General features: G+C 69.9%; 18 protein-coding genes and 1 pseudogene. 6 read left to right on the forward strand and 13 right to left on the reverse strand.

The annotated features are described in order from the left end of the window. Nucleotides 1–134 precede the first annotated feature (134 nt). From ACFWGJ_RS00425 to ACFWGJ_RS00440, 4 genes are all read left to right on the forward strand, one after another. Nucleotides 135–713 carry a dihydrofolate reductase family protein gene (locus ACFWGJ_RS00425; protein WP_387319984.1) on the forward strand — a complete coding sequence of 193 codons (579 nt, stop codon included), beginning with the start codon at nucleotides 135–137 and terminating at the stop codon, nucleotides 711–713. Between the two features lie 651 nt (nucleotides 714–1,364). Then, nucleotides 1,365–1,541 (forward strand): hypothetical protein, encoded by a 177-nt coding sequence (locus ACFWGJ_RS00430; protein WP_387319985.1) that lies wholly within the window; start codon nucleotides 1,365–1,367, stop codon nucleotides 1,539–1,541. Between the two features lie 181 nt (nucleotides 1,542–1,722). Continuing rightward, on the forward strand, nucleotides 1,723–2,649 hold the full coding sequence (locus ACFWGJ_RS00435) for a Ku protein (protein ID WP_387319986.1): 927 nt from the start codon (nucleotides 1,723–1,725) through the stop codon (nucleotides 2,647–2,649). A gap of 254 nt (nucleotides 2,650–2,903) precedes the next feature. Next, nucleotides 2,904–3,203 carry a hypothetical protein gene (locus ACFWGJ_RS00440; RefSeq protein ID WP_387319987.1) on the forward strand — a complete coding sequence of 100 codons (300 nt, stop codon included), beginning with the start codon at nucleotides 2,904–2,906 and terminating at the stop codon, nucleotides 3,201–3,203. 178 nt (nucleotides 3,204–3,381) lie between these two features. On the opposite strand, the pseudogene ACFWGJ_RS00445 reads toward ACFWGJ_RS00440, so the two are convergent. The 5 genes and pseudogenes from ACFWGJ_RS00445 to ACFWGJ_RS00465 form a co-directional block, all read right to left on the reverse strand. Then, nucleotides 3,382–3,762: pseudogene (locus ACFWGJ_RS00445) on the reverse strand (hypothetical protein); the annotation flags it as partial. 156 nt (nucleotides 3,763–3,918) lie between these two features. After that, the gene (locus ACFWGJ_RS00450; RefSeq protein ID WP_387319988.1) at nucleotides 3,919–4,716 is read right to left on the reverse strand and encodes a hypothetical protein; all 798 of its coding nucleotides are present in this window, start codon (nucleotides 4,714–4,716) and stop codon (nucleotides 3,919–3,921) included. 162 nt (nucleotides 4,717–4,878) lie between these two features. Continuing rightward, nucleotides 4,879–5,478, reverse strand: a complete 600-nt coding sequence (locus ACFWGJ_RS00455) for a DUF305 domain-containing protein (RefSeq protein ID WP_387319989.1) — start codon at nucleotides 5,476–5,478, stop codon at nucleotides 4,879–4,881. Next, nucleotides 5,454–6,824 carry a DUF1996 domain-containing protein gene (locus ACFWGJ_RS00460; RefSeq protein WP_387319990.1) on the reverse strand — a complete coding sequence of 457 codons (1,371 nt, stop codon included), beginning with the start codon at nucleotides 6,822–6,824 and terminating at the stop codon, nucleotides 5,454–5,456. Before ACFWGJ_RS00460 ends, ACFWGJ_RS00455 begins: the two co-directional genes overlap by 25 nt. Before the next feature lie 142 nt (nucleotides 6,825–6,966). After that, on the reverse strand, nucleotides 6,967–8,685 hold the full coding sequence (locus ACFWGJ_RS00465; protein WP_387320060.1) for a discoidin domain-containing protein: 1,719 nt from the start codon (nucleotides 8,683–8,685) through the stop codon (nucleotides 6,967–6,969). Between the two features lie 328 nt (nucleotides 8,686–9,013). On the opposite strand from ACFWGJ_RS00465, the gene ACFWGJ_RS00470 reads away from it, so the two are divergent. Next, the gene (locus ACFWGJ_RS00470) at nucleotides 9,014–10,006 is read left to right on the forward strand and encodes a LacI family DNA-binding transcriptional regulator (RefSeq protein ID WP_387319991.1); all 993 of its coding nucleotides are present in this window, start codon (nucleotides 9,014–9,016) and stop codon (nucleotides 10,004–10,006) included. A gap of 334 nt (nucleotides 10,007–10,340) precedes the next feature. After that, nucleotides 10,341–10,772 (forward strand): hypothetical protein, encoded by a 432-nt coding sequence (locus ACFWGJ_RS00475; RefSeq protein ID WP_387319992.1) that lies wholly within the window; start codon nucleotides 10,341–10,343, stop codon nucleotides 10,770–10,772. Nucleotides 10,773–10,839: 67 nt separating this feature from the next. On the opposite strand, the gene ACFWGJ_RS00480 is transcribed toward ACFWGJ_RS00475, so the two are convergent. The 8 genes from ACFWGJ_RS00480 to ACFWGJ_RS00515 all read right to left on the reverse strand — a co-directional run bounded on the left by ACFWGJ_RS00480 (nucleotide 10,840) and on the right by ACFWGJ_RS00515 (nucleotide 21,479). After that, nucleotides 10,840–11,649 (reverse strand): GAF domain-containing protein, encoded by an 810-nt coding sequence (locus tag ACFWGJ_RS00480; RefSeq protein WP_387319993.1) that lies wholly within the window; start codon nucleotides 11,647–11,649, stop codon nucleotides 10,840–10,842. Between the two features lie 141 nt (nucleotides 11,650–11,790). Next, on the reverse strand, nucleotides 11,791–15,468 hold the full coding sequence (locus ACFWGJ_RS00485) for a hypothetical protein (protein WP_387319994.1): 3,678 nt from the start codon (nucleotides 15,466–15,468) through the stop codon (nucleotides 11,791–11,793). Between the two features lie 6 nt (nucleotides 15,469–15,474). Further along, the gene (locus ACFWGJ_RS00490; protein ID WP_387319995.1) at nucleotides 15,475–15,891 is read right to left on the reverse strand and encodes a hypothetical protein; all 417 of its coding nucleotides are present in this window, start codon (nucleotides 15,889–15,891) and stop codon (nucleotides 15,475–15,477) included. Nucleotides 15,892–16,096: 205 nt separating this feature from the next. Beyond that, a complete protein-coding gene (locus tag ACFWGJ_RS00495; RefSeq protein WP_387320061.1) occupies nucleotides 16,097–17,371 on the reverse strand; it encodes a UDP-glucose dehydrogenase family protein in 1,275 nt (424 codons plus the stop codon). A 155-nt stretch (nucleotides 17,372–17,526) separates the two neighbouring features. Next, entirely contained in the window at nucleotides 17,527–18,480 is a 954-nt protein-coding gene (rarD, locus tag ACFWGJ_RS00500) for an EamA family transporter RarD (protein ID WP_387319996.1), read from the reverse strand. Next, on the reverse strand, nucleotides 18,477–19,703 hold the full coding sequence (locus tag ACFWGJ_RS00505) for a pyridoxal phosphate-dependent aminotransferase (protein ID WP_387319997.1): 1,227 nt from the start codon (nucleotides 19,701–19,703) through the stop codon (nucleotides 18,477–18,479). The genes rarD and ACFWGJ_RS00505 overlap by 4 nt, the downstream gene beginning before the upstream one ends. Further along, a complete protein-coding gene (locus ACFWGJ_RS00510) occupies nucleotides 19,700–20,689 on the reverse strand; it encodes a UDP-glucuronic acid decarboxylase family protein (protein ID WP_387319998.1) in 990 nt (329 codons plus the stop codon). Before ACFWGJ_RS00510 ends, ACFWGJ_RS00505 begins: the two co-directional genes overlap by 4 nt. A 52-nt stretch (nucleotides 20,690–20,741) precedes the next feature. Then, nucleotides 20,742–21,479 (reverse strand): SDR family NAD(P)-dependent oxidoreductase, encoded by a 738-nt coding sequence (locus ACFWGJ_RS00515; protein ID WP_387319999.1) that lies wholly within the window; start codon nucleotides 21,477–21,479, stop codon nucleotides 20,742–20,744. Nucleotides 21,480–21,491: the final 12 nt, after the last annotated feature.

A 21,491-nucleotide genomic window follows, 5' to 3' on the forward strand; every position in this document is an offset into this window, starting at 1 on the left:
GAGACGTCACGAGCACAGGCCCCTCCCCCGCTTCCGGGCCCCCTCCCTTCGGTCGGCCCGGGCCCAGCGATGAGTTTTCGGGGCGGCGGCGGTCAATCCTTGGAACGCACGCCCACCTACGGAGGAGAAGGTCCATGGCAAGTCTCATGGTCGACTTCATCATCTCGCTCGACGGATACGCGTCCGCGGCCGGCTGGCCGGGATTCTGGGGCATGGAAGGGCCCGAGTACCTCGCCTGGCTCGACAGCGACGGCGAGAAGGAGCACGCCACCCTGATGGGCGCCACCACGTACCGGCTGATGTCGGGGTTCGCCGCCCAGATGCCCGACGACCCCGGCTTCGCCCAGCTCAAGAACATGCCCAAGACCGTCTTCTCGTCGACCCTCGAAGCACCCCTGACCTGGCCGAACACCGAGCTGGTCAAGGGGGACGCCGTCGAGGCCGTACGGGATCTGAAGAAGAACACGGCACAACCCCTGCGCACCCTCGGCAGCCTCACCCTGTGCCGGTCGCTGCTCGCGGCCGGGCTCGTGGACCGGTACCGCGTCGTCGTCTTCCCTGTCATCACCGGCGCCACCGGCAAAGAACGGATCTTCGACGAGTACCCGGACGTCCGCCTCGACCTCGTCAAGAGCCACACCTTCGACGGCCGGATCCAACTGCTGGAGTACGAACCCACTGTCCTCGACGGACCACCCACCACGGACGGCTAGGGAATACGGCCGGTCAGCCAGTCAGCGGCGCCGGCCCCTCGTACCGCTGTCGTGCCGAAGGGTTCTGTCTCGTGAGACATGGCCGGCGCCGGAGGCGAGGACGCAACGTAGGACTGCCGCGGCGGATGTCGCGCAGCACCCACAACAGCCGCTCGTCCGGCAAGGAAGAGCAGGACGAACGTGCGGAGTGACCTGCCACATGTGCAGGAAGCCGTCCGACTCGGTGCGGCTCACCGGAACCCGCCAGTCGATCAGCTTGCGCATGACGAACGTGGTCAGGCTGTGGCGTGCGACGCCGAGTATCTCGGCGCGGCGGGCGTCCGGCTCCATCCGGCGTCGCTGGGCCTGGCGCTGAACGCCCATGTGGCCTGATGAGCACTGCCTTCCCCCGGGAGGCACGTGCCGTCTACCACTCCAAGGGCGGCGCGCGGTCGTCCCCGCCCTACGGGACAAGTGCGCACACCTCGAAGGCGGAACACCCGCACGCCTTGCGCGTACTGTCCACGATCTCGCCCGTCCCGGGGACGGTGGCTGCAGACAGGGGTGCGGCCAGGCAGCCAAGGGGGTGCCACCCGCCCGCGCGACTCGACGTGCGGTCGGGCTGCGGCTGATGAACAGTCGTATCAAGTTCCCCATCAGAAGGAGATCCTCATGCTTCGGCGTATCTCACTCGTTGCTGTCGGCGTGCTCGCGGTCGGCTTCATGGCCGTGACCCCTGCCTCCGCTCACCCGTCGGACGTCGAAGGCTGCTGGGCGTCCGGCGGCCACGTGAAGGTCGACGACGTCAAGGTCGCGGACTTCGAAGCCACCTGCTGGTCCGTCGACTGACAGGCCTCCGGCCCGGCCGCTCGGCGGCAGAAGAGTGCTGTGCCCCGCCATCAGTGGCCGGGCACGGCACTCGTTCGTATATGAGACCGTGCCCCTGCTCCTTCGTACGGCACGGTCCGCGCGCCGAGACGGGGCGCCACTCGTAGGCTGAGGGTTCTCGGGGCCGTACAGGAGGTTCGTCGTGCCCCGAACTGTCTGGTCAGGTGCCATCTCGTTCGGTCTGGTGACCGTGCCCATCCACGTGGTGTCCGCGACCGAGAACCACGCGATCCGCTTCCACCAGTACCACCTCGAAGACATGAGCCGCGTGCGCGTCCGCAAGATCTGCGAGATCGAGGACCGCGAGGTGCCCCAGAGCGAGATCGGCAAGGCCTACGAGATCAGCAAGGACACCCTCATCGCGATATCCGACGAGGAACTGCGGGAGATCCCGCTGCCCACCGCGAAGGCCATCGAGATCGCCGCGTTCGTGCCAGCCGCCTCGATCGACCCTCTGCAGGTCGGCGACGGCTATTACCTCCAGGCGGACGGACCGGTCGCCGCCAAACCGTACAAGCTGCTGCGGATGGCGCTGGAGCGCAGCGCCAAGGTCGCCATCGCCAAATACGCCTGGAGCGGCCGCGAACGCCTCGGGCTGCTGCGTGTGCGGGACGAGGCGATCGTCCTGCACGCCATGCGCTGGCCCGACGAGATCCGCTCCCCGAAGGAGCTAGCACCCGGCAGCGTCGACGTGTCGGACGACGAGATCGAAGGGGCACGGGCCCTCATCGACCACATGACCCGTGACGACCTTGAGGGCAGCGAGTTCGAGGACCACTACACCGACGCCCTCGCAGAAGTCATCAAGGCCAAACGTGAGGGCCACGCACCTCCCGAAGCACCGGCACCCGAGGCGCTGGCCGGGAAGGTCGTCGATCTGATGGCCGCCCTGGAAGCCTCCGTGAAGGAGGCCAAGGCCTCCCGCGGCGAAGGCGACGCCGACGTACACGAACTGCGCCCGAAGAAGAAGACCACGGCGAAGAAGACAGCGAAGAAGACGGCCGCCAAGAAGACCACCGCGAAGAAGGCAGCCAAGAAAACGGCGGCGAAACCGAAACGCAGCGCCTGACAGGTGGGGGCCAGGGTTCCGGCTCGCCCGGCCGGGAGAAGCCGGAATCCTGGCCAACGTGCTGAACTCCTGGGCCGCCTGATGCTCCGTGGGCGCGTGAGTCGAAAACGCGAGGAGAAACACCCTGTCAGGTATCTGATCGGGTAATTTCACTATTCACTCACTTGGATATCTTTCGCCCGAACGGAGCATGGACGCATTCTGCCCGGAAATATACAGGAAGGGAAATCCCCCCATAGGGAGGAAAACAAAGAATGACCATCAACGCCTACGAAAATCTCCAGATCGTCCGCGGGACCGTGGCGGCCAACGGCACCCGGACCGCCGGCCACGGCTTCAAGGTGACGAAGATCAGCACCGGCAAGTACATCATCACCTTCAACAACGACTTCCTGGAGAAACCGTCGGTCGTGGCCACCATCGACGGCGTGGAATGGGCCCTGCTCGACAACACGCACGTCGCCGACGCCACGACCGAGAAGGTGACGGTCATCACGGGCAAGTCGGACGGAGTCGTCGGCGACCGCCCCTTCCACTTCATCGCCCTGGGCTGACCCAGCCGAGAGCCTCCCCGGCCGCAGACGCCGGCCGGGGAGAGCCTCAAGCAGGATTGTCATTTGGCGGCGCGATTGCATTCGTCGGTCCGCCGCGCATTCCACAGTTAGGAGAAGCCGAGCCCATTCGCGTACCCGAAATCAGTGGACCCGAGTCACCCCGTGACCCCGTTCCGGAAGGGTCGACTTCAGGGTGTGTGAACCGCACGGGCTTGCCCAGCGACCGGGCATAGGCGATTTCGGCTCGGGTGCTGTCTCCGATGTAGTCGCCGACTACGAGCACCTCATCGGCGAGCCGGATCTTCGCCCGGTGCAGATCGTCGAGTCGAACCTTCAGCGCCTCGGCCTCGACAGGGTCGGACCGGAGTTCGTGCGGCGACTTCATGTCACAGCCCGGCTTGACGACAATCCTTCCGGCTTTGGTCTCCCGCACATCGGCCTCGTTCATCTCGCCCATGAAGCGGGTGGAACCGCAGATCACGACGATGGACGGGAGGCACAACAGCTTCTTCGCGTCGGCGACTTTCTCCTCGGGGGTGGGCACTTGCGAGTACGACACTGACTGCTCCTGGTGGTGTGGTCCAAGGGGTGGCTGCGGAGACGAGAACGAGGGGCGCTGTGGCCGCTGCGTCCAGGTCGTCGAGACTCACCGCAACAGCAAGTAAGCACTGCTTCCATACTCACGCGCACCCCAACCCCACCCCCGTGCGCAGCGTCAGACGGTGCGGCGGTCGCCCTTGTCGTCGCAGGGCAGGTCGGCGGCCTCGTGGTTGGCGAGGAAATCGCGGGTGGCCTGTCGTTCGATCTCTGTGATGGCGGTGGGTTCCACGTCGATGATGCCGCCGAAGGGCCGGTCGACGTCGCGGATGATGCACAGCGTCGTCGTCAGGAGTGCAGTGATGACGGTGAGGACGATGAGCTGGCCGCGGTTGTTCCTGCGAGGCAGGCAGACGGCGAGGGTCACGATCGTGAGGGTGAGAGTGGCGAGCAGGAACCAGAAGATGGCGCTGGGAATGCTGGCGGTGGCCTGGGTGAGACGTTCCTCGCGTTCGTCGGAGCGCTTGTTGTCGGCGCCGATCAGCATGCCGAAGACCGGTTTTCCTTCCAGGTCACGAAAGGAGCGGCGCAGGTCGGTCGACCACACGCTGGGCTCGGCGGCCCCTTTGCCGTCGGCCATGGCGGGCCATTCATGGACACGTACGGCGCGTGCGTAGCAGACGGTGTCCGCCTGGATCCGTGCCCGCTCCGTCGTCGGCGTGTACTCGGCGATCTCACTGAGCTGGTCCAGTGCGCGTGCCTCGCCCCGGGCGGCGACTTCCGCCTTGCCGTGGGATCCGGAGGCGGTGACGAGCACGAAGGCCAGCAGCAGGACGGTGAGGGTCAGGAGTGGGCCGACGAGGTCCTTGACCGCCATGCCGGCGTCGTCGTCACTCATCAGGCGGGGGCGCAGGTAGCGGTTCGCCGCCAGCCCTGCGAGCAGGGCCACCACGGCGACGATGATGACGAGGGTCAAGGCAACCTCCTGAGCGGGCGAAGACCCTCACCGGCGCGAGAATCCGCGCAGATCATGACCTGACCGGGCCATGCTCAAAAGCGCGGAAACGTTCGTCCTCCTCGAACGAGCGAACCACTTGCGCCACAAAGCCCCCGCGTCGGCAGCCTCACCGCGGTCCCGCTACCGCCGCGTCGCCGCACCGGCCGCTCGCAGCCGGTCCAGCCCGGCCAGCTGGTGCGACGTACTCTTCGCGATGGCCGCGGCCAGTCCCGTCGCCTCGTCGGCCCGCCCTTGGTTCTGCTCGCCGGCACAGAGCACCCGGGACTGGGTGAAGTGGGCGCGCAACGCGCCGGTGAGGAGCCGGTCGAACGGCAGGCCCTTCGCGGCGGCTGCCCTGCCGAGGGTGTCGAGGCTGACCATGCCCGGCATGTTGTGCCCCTCGTGGGGGCGCGTGTCGGGCACACCTGACAGCTTCAGTGCGGCACGCAGCCGGCGCAGGTCCGTACGCAGCGCCGAGCCGGTCCTCGCCGCCAGCGTGACCACGGCCGGGTCCGCCGAGCGGGAGGGCGCCAGGTCGGTCAGCTGCCGGGCGCGCTCGGCCATGGGGATCATCAGCAGGATCCAGGCGGTGTCGGTCGCGTTGAAGGCCGATGTCCGCGACGCGGCGGCTTCCGGCGCCGTACCGCCGGCCGTCGGCTGCGCGGTGCAGCCGACGACCAGCAGCGCCACAGCCGCGGCGCACACCGACCACAGGGTCAGAACGTGCCGGCGGAGTTGCACTTGGCCTTCTGGGTGATGCAGTCCTTCACACGGTGTCCGAGAGCGGCGTTGTCCCAGGCGTTGAAGAAGTCGCCGTGGATGGACGACGCCATGCCCGAGGCCAGCCGGAAACCCGCGGCGCTGCCGCTGGTCGGGTAGCTGACGACGAAGGAGAGGTTGGGGACGGCGACGGGGTAGGCGCCGCTGCACTTGCCGTCGTAGGTGAACGCCACATGCGACTTGTGGTCGGGGCTGTCGAGGTTCTTGCCGTCCCAGCAGTCGGGGAAGACGAGCTGGTGGGTGAGGTGGGCCTTCGGGGCGCAGACCGGCCAGTTGCCGTCGGCGCTGCGGCCGGTCTCACCGCCCTCGCCGGAGCACCAGTACTGACCGGTCGATCCCGCAGGTGTCGGCGTCTGCGCCTTGGCGTCTCCTGCGATCATGCGGAATCCCTCGGGGAAGGGCACGGTCGCCGAAGGGTCGGTGAGCCGGGAACCGTAATAGACGATCATGCCCTCGGCTTCGACGGCCCGGTCGCCCTCGTAGAGGCTGGGGATCCAGTACGCCGAGAGGTCGTCGGCAGGTGTGCAGCTGGTCGGCCTGTTGGCCAGCAGCGACTGGGTCGTGGTGAACGCGTCGGTGCTCTTGTTGCCGAAGAAGCTGTGCATGTGGGACCCGCCGGGAAGGCCCGGCAGGACGATCGGGTCGTCCGGCTTGGAGTGGCTGTAGGTGCAGGTGGCGTTGAACTCCGGAACGCGGACCACACCGCCGGGCACCGCGGCCGGCGTCATTGCGCGGAACTGGCTGAGCTGGGCGTTCCACTTGGTCTGGTCGACGGGGACCCAGCCGGGCGCCGCGCCGCCGCCCTCGCCGACGAAGGAGAACCAGTTGATGTTCACGAAGTCACCGGCCCCCGGGCCGTGCACCACGGCGAACACCGTCTGCGCACCGGTGGGGTGGCTGGAGACCTCGGTCTCCCGGGTCGCCCAGGTCTGCCAACCGCCGGTCGGGGCAACCGGGATGACCGCGAGCAGCGGTCCGGTGAGGGTGCCGGTACGCAGCTCGACCGTGCCCGAGCCGACGGCGGAGGCGATCCGGGCCGACACCGTCAGCCGGCCGGCCGTACCGAGGTCGACGTTGTCGAACCGCATCCAGTCACCGTCGGCGAGGAACGCGGCGTTCTGCCCGCCTCCCATGTCCGCGGTCGCCTCCAGGGCGACGCCCGACTGGGCCGCGTAGGACTCGGCCTGGACGGTGACCGTCGCGGCCCGGGCCCGCTGGGTCGAGACGGTCAGACTCAGGGCGGCGGCCAGGACGACCACCAGGGCATTCACCAAGAGCGTGTACAGAGGGACGCGATATCTGCGCATCTCACTTCCTCACGAACATCGAGACGAACATCAGGACGGACATCGGGGGGTGCTGGTGCTGGGCGAAGGAGCTGTCGGCACGAGCGCGCCGGGGTGGCCCGGGCCCGGCCGTCGGCTCGGGCCCGGGCGTGGGAACCGAGGGCTACTGATAGACCCGTACGAAGTCGACGAGCATCTTGGACGGGAACGGAGTGCTCGCGTCCGTCGGGCCCGGCCAGTCACCGCCGACCGCGAGGTTGAGGATCATGTAGTGGGGGTGATCGAAGATCCACGGGCCGCGGGTCTGCTCCACCTGGTCCTTGTCGAGGGAGAAGACGGTCCGGCCGTCCAGGCTGTACGTGATGCCCTTGCTGTTCCAGTCGGCGGCCCAGGTGTGGAAGTCGTCGGAGAAGTCGGCGTTTCCGGGCAGGGTGTACGGCGAACCGATGCCGCCTCCGCCGTTGTAGGCGGGCGCGTGGACGGTCGAGTACGCGGTCTTCACGTCCTTGCCGAGGACCTCGACGATGTCGACCTCGCCGTTGTACGGCCACGGCCGGCCCGTCAGGAAGTCGGCGCCCATCATCCAGAACGCGGGCCACAGGCCGTTGCCCTTGGGCACCTTGATACGTGCTTCGACGCGCCCGTACGTGAACTGGAACGTCGCGCCGGTGTTCATCCGCGCCGAGGTGTACTGGCAGGTGGTGCTGCCGCTCAACGGGTCACGCGGGCACGACGATCCGGCGGTGACCTCCTTGCGGGCCTCCATCACCAGGTGTCCCGACCCGTCCAGCGAGGCGTTGCGGTGGTCGGTGTAGTACTCCAGCTCGTTGTTCGGTCCGGTGCCCGGGTCGGCCCGCCACTTCGAGGCGTCAGGTTTGCCGCCCGCGGCGCCGTCGAACTCGTCGCTCCACACCAGCCGCGGCGGGTTCGCGGGGTCGCTCGGCAGGGGCGGAGGCGTGATCGGGGCGCCGCCGGTGCCGTACACCTGGAACTCCCACAGCGAGTAGCCGTACGGGGTGGCGCGTTCGGTGCCGTACATGCGCACATGGCGGCCGGAGCCGGAGACGGTCAGTGTCTGTTTGAAGCCCGTGCCGGAGGTCGTCGAGTAGATGGGCGTCCAGTCGGTGCCGTTCGGTGAGACCTGGATCTGGAAGGACTTGGCGTAGGCGGGATCCCATTGCAGGACGACCTTGTCGATCTGCGCCGTGGCGCCGAGGTCGATGGAGATCCAGCCCGGGTCGGTCCAGCCGGTGGTGGAGCTGGTGGCCCAGCGGGAGGCGGGATCACGGTCGAACGCCCTGGCCGGTGTGCACTCCCAGCAGTTCACGTCGCTCTGGGAGGAGGAGGCGGCACCCGGCCTGCCGTAGGAGAGCAGCCTGCCCGGGTCGCCGCCGGTACCGCCGGCGGTGCCGTACACCTGGAACTCCCACAGCGAGTAGCCGTAGGCGGTGGCCCGTTGCGTGCCGTACATGCGCACATAGCGGCCGGTGCCGGTGACCGTCAGGTTCTGGGTGCCGCCGGTGCCCGAGGCCGTCTGGTGGACGGTGGTCCAGCTCTGCGCGTCGCCCGACACCTCGATCCTGAACGCCGTGCCGTACGCGGCCTCCCAGTTGAGGACGACCCGGCTGATCCGGGCACTCGCGCCGAGGTCGATCTGGATCCACTGCGGATCGGCGAAGGCGCTGGACCACCGGGTCCCGGGGTCTCCGTCGACGGCGTTCCGGGCGTTGAAGTCCCCTTCGGTGCTTGAGGCGGTGGCGGTCTTTCCCTGCGAGAGCAGGACCTCCGCGGCCTGTGCGGAAGGTGCGGGGAGAGCGATGAAAGTGAGCAGTGAGGTCGCGAGTGTCAGAAATAAGGCGAAGCGGCGCAACAGCGCGTGCATGGGCGACTCCTCAAGTGGGGGCGAGGTGAGGGAGCGCTCCCTGAAGGGGAGGATGGAGGGGCGCGAGAAAGCTGTCAAGAGCTGTTTCACCTTGGAAAAACAGCGGCGTAACGCGTATGAATTCTCCAGGGAGCGGTCCCTGACGACGTTCTCGCGACACTGTCGGACCGAACGCGGCACGGAAGGTGAGCGGTCCTTGGGCATGCTCATGACGCTCCGGCCTGCGGATACGCTGCTCGCAACGTCATGACGCCGAACCGGAGGTCGCCCTGATGAGAAAACCCGCCCCGCGCACGAACCCGGGCGGCGGCACAGGGGACGGACAGGTATGAAACGCCCCACTCTGGAAGTGGTCGCCGCCCGGGCGGGCGTGTCCAAATCGAGCGTCTCCCGGGTCATCAACGGCGAGACGACGGTCGCCCCGGAGATCCGGGACGTCGTCATGCGCGCGGTGCACGAACTGGGTTACGTGCCCAACGGCGCGGCCCGCAACCTCGTCACCCGCCGCACCGACACCCTCGCCGTGGTCGTCTCCGACCCGCCCCAGGGAGTCGTCTCGGACGACCCCCTCTTCTCCGCCGTGGTCCGGGCCGTCAGCAGAGAGCTGGAGAAGGCGGGCAAACGGCTCGTGCTCATGCTCGCTGAATCCGACCAGAGCCGGACGCGGGTGGTGCAGTACATCGCCGGCGGACACGTGGACGGCGTGCTCCTGGTCGCCCTGCACGGTACGGATTCCCTGCCGGCCGCGCTCGCCCGGCAGGGTCTGCCCGTCGTCTCGTTCAACCGCACCTCGGCGCAGGACGTGCCGTACGTGGCACTGGACAACGCCGGCGGAGCGGAACTGGCCGTACGTCATCTGCTGGAGCGCGGCCGGCGCCGGATCGCGACCATCACCGGGCCGCTCGAACTCTTCGAGGCACGCGAGCGCCTGGCCGGCTACCGGCAGACGCTGCAGGACACCGGCCGTCGCTCGATCGTGGCACTGGGCGACTTCACGAGAGTCTCCGGCGCCGAAGCCATGCGCCAGCTCCTGGAGGACGATCCGGACCTCGACGCGGTGTTCGCGTCCAACGACCTGATGGCGATCGGCGCCCTGCGCACCCTCCAGAAGGCGGGCCGACGCGTTCCCGAGGACGTGGCGGTGATCGGCTTCGACGACATCGAGGCCGCGTCCTACACGAGCCCCGCGCTCACCTCGGTCCGCAGTCCGATGGCGGACCAGGCGACCGCGGCCGTCCACCTGCTCCTCAACCTGATAGACGGCGGCCCCACAGATCCGGTGATCATGCCGAACGAACTGGTGGTACGCGAATCGACGTGATCGCGCGACTGTTGAGCCGTGTGTCCACACCGGCGTCACCCGTACGGATGATTCCGGCGTATGAAGGGTTGGCCACGCTCCCCTCCCAGCAGGTGGTCCGGCCCGCCTGATGGTGGTGTCCGCGCAGGTCAGCGCGCCCCTGGCGGTGTGTCAGGCCGAGGGGCCGCTCCGGCGGCCGGTGCCGGTTGGGTCGGCCACGCAACAGGCGGATGGTCGTTTGTCCGCGAATCGGGCAGGCGACGGGGGAACAATTCGTGTGGGCATGTCGTGAGGGCTCTCTCGCGGCACGGGCCCGGGAAGGCGTGCCCGTCCGGACCTGGCGGGCGAGGGTGCCATGCATCGTTCCCCCAGCCGGCAGGGTGCCGGTCAGGCGCTGCCCGTGCTGCTGGCACGGCTGTCCGAACTCGTGCGCTACGCACAGGACACGATGCAGCTCGATGCCGAGGACGCGCAGCTCTTCATGATGTTGTACGCCGTCCTGCTGTACGACGTCGTCGGCGGGTGCCCTGCGGATGGCGGGTGCCCTGCGGATCCCGTCCTTCGGCAACTGGCCGAGAACGCCGTCGGGCGGGCGGGCCCCACTGTCGCCGCCGGACAGCGAAGAACGGCGGCGCGGCTGCTGGTGACCGTGTGGTCCGCCAGTCTCCAGCCCGCCGTCGAGGCCAAGGAATGGGCGGTCAACGCACCGGTCCTGCCGGTCCATTGCCTGCGCGCGGCCCTCGCCTCGGCCGACCACCACGCCGCATCCCGCCCGGACGCGCGCTGACCAGGGAACCGCAGGCCCGTGACGCGCGCTGACCGGGCGAACCGCAGGCCCGTGCCGACGGGTGCCGCTACACGGCCAGTCGGTCGGCCGCCTGGATCACGTACTCCAGTTCTCGGCGGGTCTCGGTCCCCCACACGGTGGGGTCGGCGCGGTGCACCGAGAGCATCCCCGCCAACTCACCCCGCGGAGTCGTGACCGGCAGCGACGCCACCGCCCGCACCCCCGCGTCATGGAGCACGTCCCCGGCCGAAGTGCCCACGAACAGCGGCGAGTCACGGACGTCCTCCACGAACACGGGCCGATGCTCCCGGGCCGCCGCGCCGCACGCACTCCCGTGCCCCGCGACCTGCACACTGCGGAAGAAGCGCAGGAACGGGTGATGGAACCCGCGCTGCGCCGTGATCCGCAGCGTGTCCGACACGGGATCGAGGAATTGGACGTTGCCCATCGGCGCCCCCGTCACCCGCAGTGCCGCGGCCAGCGCCTCACCCAGCACCACCGCGTTGCGCTCTCCGCCGGTACGAGCGGGCCACGCACCGTTTCTCGTTCCGTCGCCGATGCGCAACGTCCGCAGTCCGCCGCTCAGATGAAGTGCCCGGAGTCTGGGGTCGTCGGCTCCCCGCACCTCCAGCTCTCCACCGGCCGCTCGGACCTGCTCCGCCACAGCCTCCACCAGCGCGACTCCGGCGAACCCCAGGAACGTGACGCGGCTGAAATCGAGCACGAACGTACGGTGCTCGTCCGTCAGGTCCGAGAGCCACTTCATCAACGCCATGGCACCGCGATGATCCAGCTGCCCCGCGACCTGGACGACCGCCTGCTCGGATTGCGAGACGACCGACGCCTCGACGGCCGGCGCCAGCAAAGACCGCACCACGGATTCCACCTGCCCCACGCCGCCTGACCACAGACAACCAGCGTAGAAGCCCGGCCGCCCGCGACAGGCCGACTTGGACACGAACGGCACTTCTGGGGGCCGAATTCAGGCGAGGGGCCACATCACCTGGTGCAGTGACTGTCAGGTGCCGCAGGGTGGCGCGTACGGGAGGTCGGGGACGTACTGGGCCCATTCCGCCCGGGTGATCGGCATGCCCGCTCGCGTGCAGACGTAGTTCTGCGCCTTCGCGATGTCCACGGCGGACAGGATGACGTGGCCGTATCCGTCGGCGATGGCGAGGGTGTCGCCTTCCGGGCTGAACCTGACGTCGTACGCGTAAGCGGTGCCTGTGCTGATGACCGCTCGGAGTGTGGGATCGGACGGTTCTCCGATGTTCCACAGCCGTACCGAGGAGTCGAGGGAGGCGGTCGCGAGCATGGCCCCGTCGGGGCTGAAGTCGACACCGTGGACGGTGTTGCTGTGCCCGCGCAGCGTCGCGACAGGATCCGGCCGGGTGGGCCGGGCGAGGTTCCACAGACGCGTGGTGCCGTCGTTCGAGGAGGTCGCGAGCAGCTTTCCCGAGGGGTCGAACTTCGCGTCCGTCAGGGCGTTGTCGTGTGCGCGGAGCACTGCCAGACGTCGTGGCTTCGTCGCGTCGGCGATGTCCCAGACGCTGACCGCTCCGGTGCCCGAGCCGACGACGATGGTCCGGCCGTCCGGTGTGAAGGCCGTGATGTTGATCCAGTTGTCGGGCGGTCCCAGGCGTGACGCCTCGCGCGGGTGGCGTGGCCGCGACAGGTCCCACAGGATCGTCCGTCCGTCGCGTCCGGTGGTGGCTGCCAGCGAGCCGTCCGGGCCGAACGTCACCGACTGGACGGCGTTGGCGTGGCCGCGCAGTCGGGAGAGAACGACGGGGTGTGCCGGATCGGCGATGTCCCACAGCACTGCGGTGAAGTCCGAGGAGGAGGTCATGAGGCGTCGCCCGTTCGGCGCGAACGCGATGGCGCTGACCTCCTCGCGATGTCCCTTCAACGTGGCGAGCGACCGGGCCCGGGCGGGATCGGAGGCGTCCCACAGCATGGCGGTGCCGTCGTCCCCGGTGGAGGCCAGCAGTTGACCGTCGGGTGAGTAGGCGACACGGCTGACATAGCGTGCGGAGGTCGTGAGCAGTGCCCGGTGGGCGACGTGTGCCGGTGAGGAGACGTCCCATGCCCTGACGGTGCCGTCGGCGGACGAGGTGGCGAGTACCTGTCCGTCGGGCCGGAAGGCAACGCCCGTGACGGTGTTGGTGAACCCTGTCAGGTCCGACAGGGGGCGCGGCGACCGGGGGTCGGTGATGTTCCAGAGTCTTGCCGTCTGGTCGGCCGCTGCCGTGGCCAGTGTCCGGTTGTCGGGGCTGAACGCCGCGTCGTAGACGAGGGCCGTGTGCCCCCGTACGCTCCCCAGGCGGCGTGTGTGCCCACCGGTGGTGTCCCACAACCTGACGGTCGTGTCCGCCGACGCGGTGGCGACGATCCGTCCGTCCGGGGAGAAGGCGACGCTCGTGACAGAGCCCGTGTGCCCGGCCAGGACAGCCTTCCTCCTCGGGTGTTCCGGTGTGCGCACGTCCCACAGTTCGGCGCGGTCGTCGCGCGAGGAGACGGCCATCGTCCGGCTGTCCGGACTGAACCTCACGGCGGGGAAGCCAGCGTCGGCGGTGACCTCGGCGAGGAAACGCGGCCGGGCGCGGTCGGAGAGGTTCCAGATGTCGGCCGTCCCGTCGTCCGACGCCGTGGCGAGGAGAGTGCCGCCGGGCGCGAACGCCACGGAGCGCACCCGCTCACGGTGTTTCCTCAGCACGGCCACGGTCCGTGGTGCGGAGGGCTGCGAGACGTCCCACAGGCGGGCTGTCGCGTCGTTCGACGCCGTCGCCACGGTGCGGCCGTCCGGACTGAAGGCCACTCCGATCACACTGCCCCGGTGTCCCTTCAGGACGCCGAGCTTCTTCGGGCGGGCCGCGTCGGTGACGTCCCACAGCCGGGCCGTGGAGTCACTGGCGGCGCTCGCGAGCACGCGACCGTCGCGTCGGAAGGCGACCAGCTCGACGGGCCCGGTGTGTCCGATCATGCGGGCGCCCACCGGTCGGGACAGCGCCGACAGCAGCGCCCCGCGTGCCTCGGGTGTCGGGGCGATCCGGTAGGCCGCGAGACCGAGTTGAGCGGCGAGTGAGGAGTCGGCGACCTTCTCCGAGGCGTCGGCGGCCTGCCGGGAGATGGCGGTGTCGCGCTGGCGGGTCACCTGCTGGTTCTGCAGGACGGCGACGACACCTGCGGCGGCGGCGAGCAGGAACAGCGTCGTCAGCGTGGCGATGACTCCGCGGGTCACGCGGGTGCGGCGCCGGGCTCGGTGGACGGCCGCGGTGACGAAGCTGTGCTCGGTGGACGTCAGTTCCGCGCCCTTCGGGCCCCGTTCCAGTTCGGCGGCTGCGGCGAGCCGGCTGTCGACGTACAGGTAGGCGGTGTCCTCGCCGCTGGCGCGCCAGGTGGCGGCGTCCTCGGCGAGGCGCTGATGGACGAGGAGTTCGGCGCGGTCCGTCTCGACCCACATCTGCAGGGTCGGCCAGCCCCGGATGAGCGCCTCGTGGGTGATCTCGACGTCGTCCCTGTGCTCGTCCTGCTCCCGGGCGAGCAGACGCTCCCCGGTGAAGGCGTCGATCACCGAGTCCGCCGCCCGCTGTGGGAGGCCGGTGCCGACAAGGTCGTCGAGGGCCAGCCGCCGAGAGCTGTCCGGGGTGTTGTCGCCCACCCTGACCAGCCGCAGGAACAGGGCCCGTGCGATGGTCCGGCCGCGCTCGTCGAGCCCCTGGTAGATCCGCTCGGCCGTGTCGGCGATCGCCGACTCGATGCCGCCGGTGCTCTCGTAGCCCTCGACGGTGAGGGTCGAGCCGTGCCGCACCTGCCAGCTGCGCCGCAGGGCGTAGGCCAGGTACGGTAACCGCCCCGCCAGGTAGCCGGCCCGGCCGCCGCCCTCCGCCCCGAGGTCGCGAAGGAGGATCTCGACCAGGCCGGGCTCGATCTCCAGGTCGACGTCCTGCGCCGGGTAGACGATCGCCTCGCGGAGCTGCTCGGCCGTCATCGCCGTGACGACCAGCGCGTCGTCGACGGACTCGGCGAGCTGCGGGTACTCCAGGCAGGCGGCGTAGAAGTCGGCGCGCACCCCGACCACCACCAGTGCGGAAGGCGGCCCGTCCGCTGCGGCGGCGAGCCGGGTGAGCCGGTCGATGAAGACCTGCCGCTCCGCCGCGTCGGGGCACAGCGTGAACAGCTCCTCGAACTGGTCCACGACGACGACGGTCCGTGCGTCGCCGTTGCCGTCCGGGCCAAGCGCCGCGTCGAGGGTGTCCGCCGGAGTGGCCGTCGGGGTGAGCAGGATCTGCCGCCACGGGGCCGAACCCGGCAGGGCCCCTTGCGCCAGCCGGGCGAGGAGCCCGGCACGCAGCAGGGACGACTTGCCCGCCCCTGACGGACCGATCACGATCTGCACGCCGCCGGTACGGAGCCTGCGATCGAGCGTGTCGACGAGGTCGCTCGTCAGCGCCTCTCGGCCGCGGAACCAGCGCGCCTGATCGCGCCCGAAGGACGCCAGCCCCGGATACGGGCACTTGGCGTCCTCACTGCCCTCGCTGTACGTCCGGGTGCGGGTCCCCTGCCCGTAGTGGACGTGCTGGTCGCGCCCCGCCTGGTAGACGCGCCCCTGGCCCGCCGCCTGCGCGTGGAAGTGTGCGGGTCCCGCGCCGGTTTCGCCGGCCGGCGGTTCACCCTGGTCCCGTTCCTCTGTCATCGGACGTCATCCCCCGTGGATGTGCTGGTCCCTGCCTGCCTGGTAGATACGGGCGTGGTCGTGGGCCTCGGCCCGGCCCAGCAGCGTGGTCGCCCGGTCACGCTCGCCCGCGCCGAGGGCCGGGACAAGGTCGTCCTCCAGGACGACGCGCAGATCGTGCGCCAGGTCCGGGCGCTCGCACAGGAGGTGGTCGAGCCGCATCCGCCAGAAACCGATGAGGGCTTGTTCGGCGTCGGTGTCGATGGTGCGCCGGGACTCCAGCGCCACGGTCCGCGCCCGTTGCAGCTCGCTTCCGAGCGCCTCGGCCTCCTCGGGTTTCCCCTTGCGCCAGAGGCCGACCAGTGCGCCCCGCGCCGCCTCCCACGCGTCGCTCGCCATGGCCCCCACCAGGGCCGTGCCTGCGGCCAACACCACCGGATCCATGCTCGCCCCCCTTACCCGAACAAGGTTCAGGCAAGGTACTGCCGCCACTTGGCCGCATGCAGCGAACGACAGATACTGACGCAAGAAGGGCAACGTGTAGTCGAACCAGGAGCAGCATGCCGCCGTCGTTCGCCCACCGAATCACCAAGTACGACCCTTCACCCGGGTCAGTGCGGGAGCGAGTCGCTGAACCCCGCCCCCGCGCTCATGGCCGCCCGAGCGCCCGGTACTCCCAGCCGGCCGCGCGCCAGCGGGACGCGTTCAGGGTGTTTCGGCCGTCGATGATGTGTCGCCCGGCCACCGTGGTGCCCAGGGTGTGGGGGTCGATGTGCTCGAACTCCGGCCATTCGGTGAGGTGGAGCAGGACGTCGCTGCCGACTGCGGCCTTGGTGACGGAGTCGGCGAAGGACAGCGACGGGAAGACCTTGCGCGCGTTGTCCATCGCCATGGGGTCGTAGACGACCACCTCGGCGCCCTCCCGCTCGATCAGGTCGGCCACCGCGAGCGCCGGTGAGTCCCGGATGTCGTCGGAGCCGGGCTTGAAGGCCGCCCCCAGGACCGTGATCCGCCGTCCGCACAGCTCGCCGCCGCTCAGCTCCCTCGCCAGGTCGACCACCGCGGTACGCCGTCGCAGGTTGACCTCGTCGGCCTGGTGCAGGAACTCCACGGCCCGGCCGACGCCGAGCTCCTCGGCCCTGACCGTGAAGGCGCGGATGTCCTTGGGCAGGCAGCCGCCGCCGAAGCCGACCCCCGGGCGCAGGAAGCGGCCGCCGATCCTGGGGTCGTGGGAGAGTGCCTGCGCCAGTGGCAGCACGTCGGCCCCCGCCGCCTCGCAGACCTCGGCCATGGCGTTGATGAAGGAGATCTTCATGGCCAGGAAGGAGTTCGCCGCGACCTTCACCAGCTCCGCGGTCGCCAGGTCGGCGACCACCAACGGCACCGGCTCGCTCCCCTTCACCGGTTCGAGCAGAGGTGCGTAGACCTCGCGCAGCAGCCGCTCCGCCCGGTCCGACGCGACACCGAAGACCAGCCGGTCGGGCCGCAGGGTGTCCTGCACCGCGAACCCCTCGCGCAGGAACTCCGGGTTCCACGCCACTTCCGCGTCCCGTCCCGCCGGTGCCAGCCGTGCGAGCCGCGCCCCCAGGCGCGCGGCCGTGCCGACCGGGACGGTGGACTTTCCCACCAGCAGGCAGGGGCGTGTCAGGTGCGGGCCGAGCGCCTCGACCGCTCCGTCCACGTACCGCAGGTCGGCGGCCGGCCCGTCGGCGCGCTGCGGGGTGCCGACGCACAGGAAGTGGACGTCGGCGAAGGCCGCGGCCTCCTCGTAGGACGTGGTGAACCGCAGCCGTCCCGTGGCGAGTTGGCCGCGCAGGAGGTCTTCGAGTCCGGGTTCGTGGAACGGGAGCCGGCCGGCCGAGAGGGCCGCGATTTTCTCGGCGTCCGTGTCCAGGCCCAGCGTCTCGAATCCGAGCGCGGCCATGCAGACCGCGTGGGTGGCTCCCAGGTATCCGGTGCCGATGACGGAGAGGCGGTGGTCAGGGGATGCCGCAGGGGGTGAGGGGGGCGCGGCAGTGGCGGGGTTGGTCTTGCTCTGCACGGAGGACTCCATGTGTCGTCGGTTCGCCGGTTCGTCATTCACTCGTCAGGGGTGCGCAGTTCCGCCCGGACGGGCCGCACGGCAGGCGCGTTCTTCCTGCGTCGCGCGCTCTGCCGGTCCTGTTCGCGCAGCGCGTCGGTGCTCAGGAGGGCCAGCGCGATCCAGATCAGGACGAAGCCGCTCCACCGCGAGGCCGGCATCTCCTCGTGGAACAGCGCGACGCCGATGAGCAGTTGCAGCACCGGCGTCAGGTACTGGAGCAGCCCGATCGTGGCCAGCGGCAGCCGCCGGGCGGCCGCCGCGAACAGCAGGAGCGGGGCGACGACCGTCACGCCACCCGCGGCGAGGAGCACGGCGTGCCAGGGGGCGTCCTGGGTGAAGGTCCCGTGTCCGGTGGCCGTGTGGAAGGCCAGTCCGGCCGCGGCCAGGGGGGCGAGGGTGAGGGCCTCGGTGGTGAGCCCGGCGAGCGCGTCGACGTCTCCGCCGACCTGCTTCTTGATCAGTCCGTAGAGGCCGAACGAGGTGGCGAGGATCAGCGCGATCCAGGGTGGCCTGCCGTAGTCGACGGTGACGACGAGCACGGACAGGGCGCCCGTGGACACCGCCGCCCATTGGAGCGGACGCAGCCGCTCGCGCCGTACCAGCACGGCCAGCGCCACGGTGACCAGGGGGTTGATGAAGTAGCCCAGCGACGCCTCGATGACGCGGTCGGTGTTGACGGCGTACACGTAGCAGCCCGAGTTCACCGCGAGTACGGCCGCCGCCCCCGCGAGCGCGGCCACGCGCCGCCCCCGGCGCAGCAGCGCGCGCAGCCGGTCCGCGGCTCCGGTGGCCGCGACCACCAGCAGGCAGACCGGGAGCGTCCACAGGAGCCGCTGCAGCAGGATCTCCAGGGTGCTGGAGCTTTCCAGGAGCCGGAAGTACAGCGGGAACAGTCCCCACAGCACGTAGGCGGCGACCCCGAACAGGCCTCCGCGGCGTGAGTCGTTCACCGGGTCCCCAGCCCGCTTCTGTCCGCGTCCACGAGGCCGCCCTCCATCAGGTCGCCGCGGGGCCGGAAGCGCCGTATCCGCCGGCCTGCCTCCTCCACGACCGCGTCCTCCTTGGCGAAGCAGAACCGCAGCAGGTTCTCGCCGGTCGTCCCCTGGTAGAAGGCGCTGCCCGGGACCGAGGCCACACCACCCTGCTCCAGCAGCGCCATCGCCGCGCCCCGGGAGGTGGCGAAGCCCCACTGCGAGACATCGGCCAGGACGTAGTACGCGCCCTTCGGGACGATGGGCGCCATGCCGGCGGCGGCCAGCGCGTCGCACAGCCGGTCGCGTTTGCGCTGGTAGTCCGACCGCATCTCGTCGAAGTGGGAGGGCGGCAGGGCGAAGCCGGCGAGGACGCCGTGCTGGAGCGGGTTGGGCGCGCAGACGTAGTAGAGGTCGTTGACGAGGGCGATCGCCCTGGCCAGCGGCTCGGGCGCGAGGGCGTACCCGAGGCGCCAGCCGGTGATGCTGAACGTCTTCGACAGGCCCGTGATGGTGACCGAGCGGGGCCACAGGCCGCCCACCGTGGCAGGCGAGAGGTGCGGGCAGTCGTCGTAGCGGATGTATTCGTAGATCTCGTCGCTGATGACGAGCAGGTCCCGGTCGTGTGCGACGCGCGCGATGGCCTCCAGCTCGGTCCGGCTGAACATCTTGCCGCTGGGGTTCGACGGTGTGCACACCACGATGGCCCGGGTGGTGGGCCGCACCGCCGCCCGCAGCGCCTCCTCGGTGAGGGTGAACTCCGGTGCAGCGAGGGTGAGGAAGTGCGGTTCGAGGCCGGCGACGATCGCGGCGTTGACGTGGTAGCCGTAGTACGGCTCCATGATCAGGATGCCGTCGCCCGGGTCGAGCAGCGCGTTGACCGCCGCGGTGTACGCGCCGGTGGCGCCGACGGTCACCACGACCTCCCCCTCGGGTGCGACCGTCAGGCCGTTGTACCGGGCCGCCTTCTCGGCGATCGCCCGGCGCAGCGCGAGGTGTCCCTCGGGGTAGGTGTAGATGCTCTGGTCGGCGTCTATCGCCGCCTTGGCCGCCTCGGCCACGACCGTGGGGGTCGGCAGGTCGCAGATCCCCTGTCCGAGGTTGATGGCCCCGAGCCGGTCGCTCTCCCGGCTCATGCGCCGTATGTCGGACTGGGCCAGGCCGCGCAGACGGTTCGCGGCCTGGAAAGGCCCCTCTCTCATCGGCCGGCCCCCTGCCGCACCCGGGCGGACTCGGCCCGCCGGCCGCCCGTCACCGTCGTCCTGGCGGAGAAGTCGGCGATCGTCCGGCGCAGCCCGTCCTCCAGGTCGACCTTCGGCTCCCAGCCCAGCAACGTGTCGGCCCGGGAGATGTCGGGCCGGCGGCGGGTGGGGTCGTCCTCGGGCAGCGGCCGGAAGACCAGCTCGGACGTCGAGCCGGCGAGCCGTTTGATCTGACGGGCGATCTGCTCGACGGTCGTCTCCCGCGGGTTGCCCAGGTTCACGGGCCGGGCGTCGGTCTCGGCAGCCATCAGGCGCACGACCGCCTCGACGAGGTCGTCGACGTAGCAGAAGGACCGGGTCTGGCTGCCGTCGCCGTAGATGGTCAACGGTTCCTCGCGCAGTGCCTGCACCGCGAAGTTCGACACCACCCGGCCGTCGTTCTCGTGCATCCGCGGACCGTAGGTGTTGAAGATCCGCCCGAGTCGGACCTCCACTGCGTACTGCCGCGCGAAGCTCACCGCGAGCGCCTCCGCGCAGCGCTTGCCCTCGTCGTAACAGGCCCTGATCCCGATGGGGTTGACGTGCCCCCAGTAGTCCTCCTGCTGCGGGTGGACCTCCGGATCGCCGTACACCTCGGAGGTGGAGGCGATGAAGAGCCGGGCGCCGGTCTCACGGGCCAGTTCGAGGGCGTTCAGGGTGCCCTGCACACAGGTGCGGACGGTGCGCACCGGGTTGCGCTGGTAGTGGACCGGGGAGGCCGGGCAGGCTAAGTGGTAGATCTGGTCGACCTCGGCGTGGAAGGGCTCGGCCACGTCGTGCCGTTCGAACTCGAAGCGGGGATTGCCGAGCAGCTTCGCCATGTTGCTGCGGCGTCCGGTGAAGAGGTTGTCCAGGCAGATGACCTCGTGGCCATCGTCGATCAGCCGCTCGCACAGGTGCGATCCGATGAACCCGGCACCGCCCGTGACAAGGACACGTGTACTCATAGGGGTAGGACCTTCCAGGGAACCGTGAGGGGGCAGGGGGCGGCCATGACGCCTACCGCATGGCGAGGCCGCCGTTGCAGTCGACCGTCTCCCCCGTGACGAAGGTGGCGCCGACCAGGTATTCGATGGTGCGGGCGACGTCCGCCACCCTTCCGGCGCGTTTCAGCGGGGTGTTCTCGATGAACTGCCGCATCTTGTCCTCGGACGTCACGCGCTCGTGGAAGCGGGTGTCGATGATGCCGGGGGCCACCGCGTTGACCCGGATGTCCGGCGCGAGTTCGTTGGCCGCGCCGCGCGTGAAGGAGTCCATGGCGGCCTTGGACGCGCCGTACGCCGTCGCGGTCGGCGCGCCGTGGCGCATCGCGATCGAGGTCACGTTCACGACGCAGGGGTCGTTGCCGCCCCGGCGCAGGAGACCGGTGCACAGGCTGGTCAGCCGCATCGCGGAGAAGGTGTTCAGCGCGAACGTCGCGGCCAGGTGATCCCACGTCAGGTCTCCGACGGACTGGCGCTCGATCATGCCGCCCGCGTTGTTGACCAGCACGTCGAGCGCGTCCATGCGCCTGCCGACCTCTTCGGACAGCGCCTCGCAGCCCGTGTCCGTGGTCAGGTCGGCCCCGACCACGTCGACGCCGGCGCAGACCGGCGCCAGTTCCTCCCGCAGGGCCAGCGCGCCCTCCTTCGCCGAGTGGTAGTGCAGGATCAGCCGGTTCCCCGGGGCCAGCCGCCGCGCCGTCTCGGCCCCGATGCCGCTGCCGGCACCCGTGATCACGATGTTCTTCCCGGACATGTGTGCCTCCCC

Origin of the sequence: Streptomyces sp. NPDC060205 (genome assembly GCF_042728395.1) — a bacterium.
Classification (GTDB): domain Bacteria; phylum Actinomycetota; class Actinomycetes; order Streptomycetales; family Streptomycetaceae; genus Streptomyces.

Coding starts and splice junctions, on each gene's coding strand:
- ACFWGJ_RS00470 (WP_387319991.1), top strand. CDS start 9,014: ATGAAACGCCCCACTCTGGAAGTGGTCGCCGCCCGGGCGGGCGTGTCC.
- ACFWGJ_RS00510 (WP_387319998.1), bottom strand. CDS start 20,689: ATGAGTACACGTGTCCTTGTCACGGGCGGTGCCGGGTTCATCGGATCG.
- ACFWGJ_RS00485 (WP_387319994.1), bottom strand. CDS start 15,468: ATGACAGAGGAACGGGACCAGGGTGAACCGCCGGCCGGCGAAACCGGC.
- ACFWGJ_RS00475 (WP_387319992.1), top strand. CDS start 10,341: ATGCATCGTTCCCCCAGCCGGCAGGGTGCCGGTCAGGCGCTGCCCGTG.
- ACFWGJ_RS00495 (WP_387320061.1), bottom strand. CDS start 17,371: ATGGCCGCGCTCGGATTCGAGACGCTGGGCCTGGACACGGACGCCGAG.
- ACFWGJ_RS00515 (WP_387319999.1), bottom strand. CDS start 21,479: ATGTCCGGGAAGAACATCGTGATCACGGGTGCCGGCAGCGGCATCGGG.
- ACFWGJ_RS00425 (WP_387319984.1), top strand. CDS start 135: ATGGCAAGTCTCATGGTCGACTTCATCATCTCGCTCGACGGATACGCG.
- ACFWGJ_RS00440 (WP_387319987.1), top strand. CDS start 2,904: ATGACCATCAACGCCTACGAAAATCTCCAGATCGTCCGCGGGACCGTG.
- ACFWGJ_RS00490 (WP_387319995.1), bottom strand. CDS start 15,891: ATGGATCCGGTGGTGTTGGCCGCAGGCACGGCCCTGGTGGGGGCCATG.
- ACFWGJ_RS00430 (WP_387319985.1), top strand. CDS start 1,365: ATGCTTCGGCGTATCTCACTCGTTGCTGTCGGCGTGCTCGCGGTCGGC.
- ACFWGJ_RS00460 (WP_387319990.1), bottom strand. CDS start 6,824: ATGCGCAGATATCGCGTCCCTCTGTACACGCTCTTGGTGAATGCCCTG.
- ACFWGJ_RS00505 (WP_387319997.1), bottom strand. CDS start 19,703: ATGAGAGAGGGGCCTTTCCAGGCCGCGAACCGTCTGCGCGGCCTGGCC.
- ACFWGJ_RS00465 (WP_387320060.1), bottom strand. CDS start 8,685: ATGCACGCGCTGTTGCGCCGCTTCGCCTTATTTCTGACACTCGCGACC.